Source organism: Fructobacillus sp. CRL 2054 (assembly GCF_028764065.1).
Classification (GTDB): domain Bacteria; phylum Bacillota; class Bacilli; order Lactobacillales; family Lactobacillaceae; genus Fructobacillus.
Map to the genome: position 1 here is coordinate 72973 of NZ_JACOFN010000007.1, position 9871 is coordinate 82843.

Annotated in this window: 9 protein-coding genes; 8 read left to right on the plus strand and 1 reads right to left on the minus strand. The window is 41.6% G+C overall.

Annotation, left to right across the window (positions count from 1 at the left end):
• Positions 1 to 21 precede the first annotated feature (21 nt).
• From dapD to H7198_RS04450, 8 genes are all read left to right on the plus strand, one after another.
• Positions 22 to 726 carry a 2,3,4,5-tetrahydropyridine-2,6-dicarboxylate N-acetyltransferase gene (gene dapD, locus H7198_RS04415; protein WP_274458574.1) on the plus strand — a complete coding sequence of 235 codons (705 nt, stop codon included), beginning with the start codon at positions 22 to 24 and terminating at the stop codon, positions 724 to 726.
• Positions 726 to 1883: an N-acetyldiaminopimelate deacetylase gene (locus H7198_RS04420; RefSeq protein WP_274458575.1), complete on the plus strand. Its 1158-nt coding sequence runs from the start codon at positions 726 to 728 to the stop codon at positions 1881 to 1883. The genes dapD and H7198_RS04420 overlap by 1 nt, the downstream gene beginning before the upstream one ends.
• A gap of 4 nt (positions 1884 to 1887) precedes the next feature.
• Entirely contained in the window at positions 1888 to 2757 is an 870-nt protein-coding gene (dapA, locus tag H7198_RS04425; RefSeq protein ID WP_274458576.1) for a 4-hydroxy-tetrahydrodipicolinate synthase, read from the plus strand.
• 13 nt (positions 2758 to 2770) lie between these two features.
• A complete protein-coding gene (gene dapB / locus H7198_RS04430; protein WP_274458577.1) occupies positions 2771 to 3544 on the plus strand; it encodes a 4-hydroxy-tetrahydrodipicolinate reductase in 774 nt (257 codons plus the stop codon).
• A gap of 16 nt (positions 3545 to 3560) precedes the next feature.
• Positions 3561 to 4754 (plus strand): aminotransferase class I/II-fold pyridoxal phosphate-dependent enzyme, encoded by a 1194-nt coding sequence (locus tag H7198_RS04435; RefSeq protein WP_274458578.1) that lies wholly within the window; start codon positions 3561 to 3563, stop codon positions 4752 to 4754.
• Between the two features lie 12 nt (positions 4755 to 4766).
• Positions 4767 to 5825: an aspartate-semialdehyde dehydrogenase gene (locus H7198_RS04440; protein WP_274458579.1), complete on the plus strand. Its 1059-nt coding sequence runs from the start codon at positions 4767 to 4769 to the stop codon at positions 5823 to 5825.
• Positions 5826 to 6095: 270 nt separating this feature from the next.
• Entirely contained in the window at positions 6096 to 7040 is a 945-nt protein-coding gene (locus H7198_RS04445) for a phosphate/phosphite/phosphonate ABC transporter substrate-binding protein (protein ID WP_274458580.1), read from the plus strand.
• 200 nt (positions 7041 to 7240) lie between these two features.
• A complete protein-coding gene (locus tag H7198_RS04450; protein WP_274458581.1) occupies positions 7241 to 8764 on the plus strand; it encodes a hypothetical protein in 1524 nt (507 codons plus the stop codon).
• A gap of 251 nt (positions 8765 to 9015) precedes the next feature.
• Here H7198_RS04450 and H7198_RS04455 read toward each other — a convergent pair whose 3' ends face one another.
• On the minus strand, positions 9016 to 9591 hold the full coding sequence (locus H7198_RS04455) for an NAD-dependent epimerase/dehydratase family protein (RefSeq protein ID WP_274458582.1): 576 nt from the start codon (positions 9589 to 9591) through the stop codon (positions 9016 to 9018).
• Between the last annotated feature and the right edge of the window lie 280 nt (positions 9592 to 9871).

Genomic DNA, 9871 nt, shown 5'->3' on the forward strand with positions numbered 1-9871 from the left:
TAGAAGAAAAGGTACAAAAACATGGAAAAGATGTCCGCAAAAGAAATCATTCAATACATTGGTTCAGCCCAAAAGAAGACACCAACGAAGGCCTATATCAAGGGAGATTTAGCCCAGGTTACTTATCCTGAAGGTGTTAAAGTCTTCGGCGATGATCAAGTTGCTACCATTTTTGGTGACTGGTCAGCCATTCAAGAAGTTATTGCCCAAGCAGGTGTAAAGGATTCTGAAATTGAAAATAACGCCCGTAACTCAGCGGTGCCATTGTTGGATTTGAAGAAGGTGAACGCCCGTATCGAACCAGGAACGGTAATTCGTGATCAAGTCACCATTGGTGACAATGCCGTAATCATGATGGGGGCCGTGATTAACATTGGTTGTGAAATTGGTGCTAACTCCATGATCGATATGGGAGTGGTAATGGGTGGACGCGCCGTTGTTGGAGAACATTCCCACATCGGAGCCGGTGCAGTTTTGGCCGGAGTCATTGAACCAGCATCCGCACAACCGGTTGTAATTGAAGACAACGTTTTGGTTGGTGCTAACGCAGTTGTTATCGAAGGTGTACGTGTTGGTAAGGGGGCGGTTGTTGCTGCTGGCGCCATTGTGACTAAGGATGTTGAACCTTACACTGTAGTCGCTGGAAATCCTGCCCGTAAAGTCAAGGACGTTGACGCAAAGACGGAGTCGAAGACGACTTTGGAAGATGATTTAAGAAAGCTGTGATGAAGATGCTGACACAAGAAGATTTAATTCAAATTCGGCGTGACTTGCACCAGATTCCTGAGCTCGCGCTCGAGGAATTTCAAACACACGACTATTTAATGAAGGAAATCGCTCAATTTAACCAGGAATTTCTGACGGTTCGCGAGTTACCAAAGTTGCCAACAGCCATTCTGGTTCGAGTTGAAGGGTCAAACCCAACCAAGACGATTGGTTATCGTGCTGATATTGATGCACTGCCTGTTACTGAAGAAACAGGGTTGCCATTTTCTTCAAAACACGAGGGTGTCATGCATGCCTGCGGTCACGATATGCACATGACGGTGGCCTTAGCGGTCATTAACTACTTCTCAGAACACCAGCCAAAAGATAACATGATTTTCTTCTTCCAACCTGCTGAAGAAGAAAAGTGTGGTGGCCTCTTAGCTTATGAAATGGGTGTCTTTGAAGGTGATTGGCGGCCTGATGAATTCTACGGTTTGCACGATTCACCGGATTTGCCAGCCGGTACGATTGGCTGCCGAATGGGCACGCTCTTTGCTGGATCAACAGAAGTTGACGTTGACTTCATTGGTACTAGCGGACACGCGGCTTTCCCACACAACGCGAACGACATGGTCGTTGCAGCCTCTGCCTTTATTGGACAGATTCAAACCATTGTATCTCGTAGCATTGACCCAGTCCGTTCAGGTGTGATTACCTTTGGTAAATTCGAAGCAGGAACCATCCGAAACGTGATTACTGGTCAGGCTCACTTAGAAGGAACCATTCGTGGTCTCGAGCAATCAATGATTGAAGAATTGGTTGCTCGAATTAAAGATGTCGCTGAGGGAATTGCTCGTTCCTTCAACTGTGAGGTTGTACCAACCTTTGAACAGGGGGGTTACTTACCAGTTGAGAACAATCCGGAGTTAACAAAGAACTTCATCGATTATATGGAAGAAAATCATGGCGACCAGTTCAAGTTAACCGAACCTGCCATGACGGGGGAGGACTTTGGTTACTTGCTTTCAAAGATTCCTGGAACAATGTTCTGGTTGGGAGTAGAGGATAGCCATCCCCTCCATTCATCCGAATTGAGTCCAAGCGAAAATGCTTTGGAACCTGGTGTGAAAGCCATTGTTGATTTCTTAGAATACCGTATGCAACAGGAGGCTTGAGTTTATGTTATTTGAAAACGCTGATTTGATGACTGCCATTATTACGCCTTTTGACGAAAATAATGAGATTGACTTTGATACATTAAAAGTCCTAACGGAGCGCTACATCAACGAAGGACACCGTGGCTTTGTCATCGGTGGAACAACTGGCGAAACGCCAACGTTGACGCATGACGAAAAGTTGGCCCTCTATAAGCGCTTTGCTGAAATCGTTGCTGGACGAGTACCCGTTATTGCTGGTACTGGTTCAAATAACACGGCAGAAACAATCGCCTTTACCAAGGAAGTGAGCCAAATCGACGGTATCGATGCTGCCTTAGTCGTAGTTCCTTACTATAACAAGCCTGACCAACGACGCATGGTGGCCCACTTTGAAGCCGTTGCTGAAGAAGGTGGATTGCCTGTTGTGATTTATAACATTCCCGGCCGTACTGGTGTGACAATGAGTAACGACACCGTGGTTGCTTTGTCAAAGAACCAAAACATTGTTGGTGTTAAACAGTGTACTAGCATGGAGGACTTGGAATACTTAGTTGACCACACGGAACATGATTTCGCCGTTTATTCCGGTGAAGATGCTCAGGCACTTTTTGCTCGAGTAGTCGGTGCCAATGGAGTCATTTCAGTTGCTTCTCACTTATACGGTCCACAGATGCGTTCGATGTATGATGCTTTGTATGCTGGAAACTATCAGGAAGCCGGTGTATTGCAACGTTGGTTGACACCCAAGATGAGCGCCTTGTTCATGTATCCATCCCCAGCGCCAGTTAAGGCCCTGTTGGATGCCGAAGGTTACAAAGTCGGGGGCTGCCGACTACCAATTCTTCCACTAAACGACGAAGAAATGGACGCACTCGCACAAGCAATCCAGTAAAAGGAGATTACCATTGATTAAAGTTATTATTGCCGGTTTCCGTGGCGCCATGGGCCAACAAGCACTTCAAATGATTAATGAGCAAGACAACATGGAAGTTGTTGCGGTTTATTCACCAAGTGCTAACGCTGACAATGCGAAGCAAGCAGGTGTCGCGGCTGATGCACAGGTCTTCAATCATTTAGAGAAGATCGACGTTGACGCGGATGTTTGGCTTGACTTTACAACGCCAACGGCCGTTTTTGAAAACACGAAATTTGCTATTGAACACGGCTATCAGCCCGTCATCGGCACAACTGGTCTTACTGATCAGCAGGAAGCCGAATTAATGGACCTTTCATCCGCTAAAAAAGTCGGGGGCCTAATCGTGCCAAACTTCTCTTTGTCGGCGGTCTTGCTGATGAAGTTTTCAGAAGAAGCGGCTCAGTACTTCTCAGACGTTGAAGTGATTGAAATGCACCACGAAGACAAGAAGGACGCGCCTTCCGGAACTGCTTTGATGACGGCTAAGCGAATTGATAAAGTCCGTCAAGCACATGAACAAGGGGATTCAAAGGAAACAATGCCTGGTGTTCGTGGCGCTGATTTAGACGGTATCCGTATTCACGCAGTTCGCCTTCCAGGCTATGTTGCCCACGAACAAGTGCTCTTTGGTGGGGAAGGGGAAGCCCTTACAATTCGCCAAGACAGCTTTAACCGTTCTTCTTTCATGAAGGGCGTTCAGTTAGCCATTGAAAAAGTACACACAGTAGACAAACTAACCATTGGGTTAGAGCAGGTTATGTAATCAGAAAGAAGCAAGTATGCCGGAACTACTACCACAATTAGAAGATAGCTATAATCAGCGCCTTGACTTGGTTAAGGCCTCTAAAATTCGTTCCTTTGATAACCAGATTTCAGATATTGAAGGATTAATTAAACTAACGATTGGTGAACCTGACTTTGATACGCCAGACCACATTAAGGAAGCGGCAGTTAAGGCTTTGAATCAAAACCAAACGCACTATACAGCTCAAGCAGGGACTGCCGCACTTCAGGAAGCCATTGCCGGTTATCTGAAACGACACCATCACTTGGACTACTCAGCTCATAGTGAAATTGTCGTCACAGTTGGTGCTACCGAAGCAATTTACGCCATCTTGGAGACTTTGATTAATCCCGGTGACCAGTTTGTCATTCCAACGCCAGCCTTTGCGCTTTACGAGCCAATTATCAATTTACTTGGCGGTGAAGTCATCGATGTTGATACGTCAGAGACTGACTTTAAGCTTTCACCTACGGTCCTTGAAAAAGTCTTATCTGATAACTCTCGTGTCAAGGGCGTCTTCTTAAGCTATCCAAACAATCCTTCCGGCAGCACACTTTCTGAAGATGAAATCCATGCCTTGGCTAAAGTCATCAAGAAGCACCATACTTTTGTCATCTCTGATGAGATTTATAGCGACTTAACCTATGACAAGAAGCCATATTCAATCGCCCGTGATCTACCAAAGCAAACGATTTACATCTCCGGTGTCTCAAAATCCTATGCAATGACGGGTTGGCGAATTGGATTCGTAGCTGCTCCCGCTGATTTCATCCAACGTTTGCGTAAGGTACACGCCTTCATGGTAACCTGTCCATCTGCCATCGACCAGGCAGCAGCAGCGGAGGCCTTCAAGAACGGTGACGAAGATATTAGTCAAATGCGTATGGAGTACCGTGAACGTCGCAACGTTTTGTATCAGGGATTAACATCCATGGGCATGCGTCCGCTCTATCCAGAAGGGGCTTTCTATCTCTTCGTTCCAGCGCCTGAATCCTTCCAAAACGATGATGAACTATTTGCTCTTCGTTTAGCTCGAATGGCAAAAGTCGGGGTCATTCCAGGTTCTGCCTTTGGAAACGGTGGTAAAGGATACGTACGCTTATCTTATGCAGCCTCAATGACTGACATTAAGGAAGCCCTACGTCGAATTAAGACGGCTATCAACGATGGCGTCTTTGTAAATGATTAAGGAGATAAGAAAATGAGAACTTATAATGTTGCGATTCTAGGTGCTACTGGTGCTGTTGGAACTCGTTTGGTTGAACAGCTTGAACAATCAACAATTCCAGTTGCTTCTGTAAAATTGTTGGCTTCTGCTCGATCAGCTGGTAAGAAAGCGACTTTTAAGGGGGAAGAAGTCACGATTGAAGAAGCAACTCCCGAATCATTTGAAGGCGTTGACATTGTCCTAGCCTCCGCGGGTGGATCCGTTTCAAAGCGTCTGCTTCCTGAAGCCGTTAAGCGCGGTGCCGTCTGCATCGACAACACGTCTGCCTTCCGAATGGACCCAGAGGTGCCATTGGTTGTTCCCGAAGTAAACCCAGAACAGTTGAAGAATCACCACGGTATCATTGCCAACCCAAACTGCTCAACCATTCAGATGGTCGTGGCATTGAAACCTGTCTTTGAAAAATTCGGAATCGAACAGGTCATCGTTTCAACTTATCAGGCCGCCTCAGGTGCCGGTCAGTCAGCTTTGAATGAATTCTTACAGGAAAGTCGCGACTACCTTAACGACAAAGAAATGTCCGCCGAAATCCTACCAACTGCCAGTGACAAGAAGCACTACCCATTGGCCTTCAACTTACTTCCTCAAATCGACGTCTTTGAAGACGAAGGTTATACTCACGAGGAATGGAAGATGATTCACGAAACAAAGAAGATTCTTCTAAACGACATGAACGCCGCTGACCTTAAGGTAACAGCCACCTGTGTCCGCGTTCCAGTGCCTATTTCTCACGGTGAATCTGTTTATGTTCAAGTCAAGGATAAGAAAGTGACTGCAGATGATATTCGCGCAGCGATTGCTGAAGGGGAGGGGATTGTTCTTCAAGACGACCCATCACAGCAAATTTACCCTCAGCCATTGAATGCTGTTGGAACACGCGAAACCTACGTTGGCCGCATCCGTCCGGATCAAGAAAACGCCGGCGCCTTTAACATGTGGGTTGTTTCAGATAATCTCTTGAAGGGTGCCGCTTGGAACACGGTCGAAATTGCTGAGCGTCTTGTCCAAGAAGACTTGGTTCATCCACAATAAATTGATACGAAAAAAGTCCTAATTTAACTTAGGACTTTTTATTTTCCTTAAAACAAGCGCTTTAAACATTCGTGTTTTAATAAAATTTAACCGTAATGTAATATAAAGTTCGTTTTTAACGATGATATTATCGTTTATTTTCGTTGAATATTCATTTAATCTAATAGATAATGAATAAGTAAGCGAACAATAGAACAATAAAAATCCGTTTTATTGTTCAAATACGAATGATTTAGTTACTTGTCGTATTTTTAGGAGAAAAACAGAAAAATGAAAAAAATTCTTGTTGCCGTTGCGGTAGTGATTATCGCAGTTGGAGGGTTCTTTGCTATCACATCAAATAGCAAAAAATCTGACGCTGACTCCAGTAAGAAATCGTCAAAGATGGATTTGAAGGAATTGAACTTACAATTTGTTCCATCCATTAACTCAGATACTTTGGTTGCGAAGGCCAAGCCATTGGAGACTTTGCTAAGTAAAGAACTTGGCATTCCAGTTCACGTTTCGCTTGGAACGAGTGGGAATAGTGTCGTGGAAGCGCTTGGTTCTAAGAAAGTCGATGCCTCATTCCTTTCACCAGATTCATACGTTCAAGCCCACAAGCTATACGGAGCCAAGGCACTCTTACAGTCAACCCGGTATGGTATCAAGCAAGATAACACGGGTGAATCAACTGGAAAGCTTGTCGATAATTACAGCTCATTTGTTATTGTACGTAAGAACTCAGGAATTAACTCAGTTAAAGACTTGAAGGGTAAGAAGATTGCCGTTCAAGGCCCTACATCAGCCGCTGGTTACGTTTACCCAGCCGTTGAATTAAACAAAAAGGGTATTAACGTCGTTAAAGAATCAACTCTTGTTCAAGTGAAGGGTCACGATCAAGCCGTTATGTCAGTGTTAAACGGTGATGTGGATGCCGCCTTTGTCTTTGGTGACGCTCGAAACGTTGTCAAGAAGGATCAGCCAGACGTCTTCGATAAGACAAAGATTCTTTATGCAACAAGTGGTATTCCAAACGACACCGTAACTGTTCGTAAGGGAATTAGCTCATCTGACGATAAAAAGATCAAGGACGCCTTGAAGAAGATCGCTAAGACTGACGAAGGTAAAAAAGTCTTGAAGAACATCTACTCATGGGATGGTGTCGCGGATTCAAAGGACTCAAACTTTGATACAGTTCGTAGCTATAATAAGCAAGTAGCAAAGTTACAATAATAATTTAAAATTGAAAGGGAGCGATAGTTTAACTATGCGCTTCTTTTTTATGTAAAAAAATTCCGCTTAATAGTAAAATTCCAGCTCTGTACCCTTGAATTTATAAAAAATAAGATGCTACTTTTTGGTAAAATAAGTACTGTTGCCCGTTTATTAAAAGGGCCTTAATGTTGTCACAAGAAAGGTAGATATTAACTACTATGAATAAAAGTAGCAAAAAATCTTCTATATTCAATTTTTTACAGAAAGCAGTCAACGTTATATTCCTTGTTTGGATGATTATGACGTTTACTGGTGCAATTAGGTCTGATCACTTAAATATCTCAGCGATTTCACCTGAATTATTTATCATTATAATTGTCTTCATTTTAGTTCTAATCGCATATTTTAAGTCTCACTATCTGAATTCCTTGCTAAAGAAGGTAGGGCAGGGACTGATTAAACATCAATTCGTCGTTCTGTCAGTATTATCGATGCTTGTAATTGCATGGCAGTTACTATTCATTTTTAAAACAAAAACAGCAATTGGCTTTGATGTTGGTGGGGTGGTATCGCAAGCATTAAACGGTACTTCAACAAATGATTATTTCAGTTATAATCCAAATAATTTACCACTTCTTTTTGAAGAATATTTTTGGAAAAATCATTTTGGTGGAAGTTGGTTTTCATTTGATATTTTGTCATTAGTAAGCACTGATTTTGCTTTTCTCATTACCGTCCTAACGACACGATATTTAAGTAAGAAAAACATGTATATCACATGGATTCTTTCATTAATTCTTCTATCTTGCTTTCCTTATATTATTGTTCCTTACACGGATACCTTGGTATTACCATTAGTAAGCTTGGCATTACTTGGTTACTTTATGATTAAAAAAAGTAATCATATTTTCGTTAAACTACTTGGTTCTTTGTTACTGGGGGTTTTTGGAGCGAGTGCTTACTTACTGAAGCCATCGGCCATTATTTTTGTTATTGCAATTATTGTAACTGAAGTCGTCTATTCAATTTTTAAGAGCAAGAAATTCAAACCGCTATATACAGTATTAATTTTGTTGCTTGCTTTTGGTTCGGGAATCGGTATTAAAAAGACATATGATTCCTACCAAAATAAACAAGAATATATCAAAGTTGATCACAGTATGAGAAAGCCACCTTTGATGTTTCTTGCAATGGGAATGAGCGGGAATGGTGGCTTCGATATGGGCTTAACATTACAAACAATGGCAGCTCCTACGCAACATGAGAAGAAAGAAATAGCATCTGAGCGTATCAAGAAAACCTTGAAAGACTACGGGCCAGTTGGTTATGTCCAATTCTTGCTTGCCAAAAACACTTTTAATACTGCGGATGGAAGCTTTGGCTGGTTGCAAGAAGGTAACTTTATAACTGCGCCAGCAACTAACAACCTACAACAGTTGGTTTATCCGGATGGAAAGCATTTAAAGGACTTTTTCTTTGTAACACAGGTTCTTTGGATTCTATTAATATTAATTTTGATCATTAGATATCGTTTACCAAAATCAAGTGAATCGATTGCTTTCTTGCTAAAATTATCAATAATAGGTTCATTGATGTATCTATTATTATTTGAAGGTGGTAGAAGCCGATACGTAATCCAATTCCTGCCTCAGTTCATTATGCTGGCAAGTATTGTTGTAACTGCATATTTATCAAAAAAACCACTAAAGCATCAACCCGTTTCTGACACTGAATCAAAATAAAGAAAAACGCCGTTAAGGCGTTTTTTTATTTGCCAGGGATGGGGTGTGTCAAATGCAATAAAATAATGAAGTTGTTTTTTTCTTTGAAGTGATCAGGTTATATATATTACTTTAAAGTGATCAGATTATATATATTACTTTCGATAATATATATTATGTAAAGTAGATAGACTATTTAATCTCAAGTAACAAAAAAGCACCCAAACAAAGACTAATTTCATTCATTATTCTTTGGGCGCCTTTTCTGTCATTTACTTTATATCTCTTAGCTTAATTACCATTTCCTCTGCAACCACACTGACATGAACCGGTCGCAATTTGGCAGCAAAAGCCCCCAAGAACTTAAATAACGGAACGAGCTTAGATAAAGCATCCGATCGACCATTTCCATATACTAAAGTCGGATTCACAATGGCCGTTGGGATACCGCTATTTACTAACATATCAGCAGTTCTTTGTTTAACTTCAAGAAATGCCTTTGGCCCTAAGCTGCCCTGAATGAAACCCATACCTTTGACATGGTAAGTATTAGCAAGCTCCAACATGGTTCTTGCGGGTTCTTCATTGATTCTTTTTAGCTGATTTTTTTCTTTTTCTGGATGACCTACTAGGTCAATAATATAGTCGATTTTATTTGGCAGAAATGCTTTCAAATTAGAAAAATCAGTTACATCAACTGCATAACTCTTAATATTTGGATTGTTACTTCTGTTTTTATTTGAACGTGAATAGACATAAAAATTAACATTTGAATCCTGTTTCATCCATGTATTTATGATATTCTGGCCGATGTAACCATTACCGCCTAAAAGTACTACGTTTACCATCAAATTACTCCTTTGTTGTATACTCTAATCTGTATAGGTACCATAATAAAGCACCTGCATATGAAGAAGAACAACAGTATAGTGAAAAGTGTAGTGTCAGCATGAATAGTAATTTAAGTAAGAATCATACAGAACTGAAAATCTTTAATTCCCTGCTCGTATGCTGATAAAATGGACAGATTTTATGCATCGTCCACTGTATAATTATCCCAAGACTAAAAAGGAAATCAGCACATGACTAAAAGGCCACGTTACTCACAGGAATTCAAAGATGCCATTG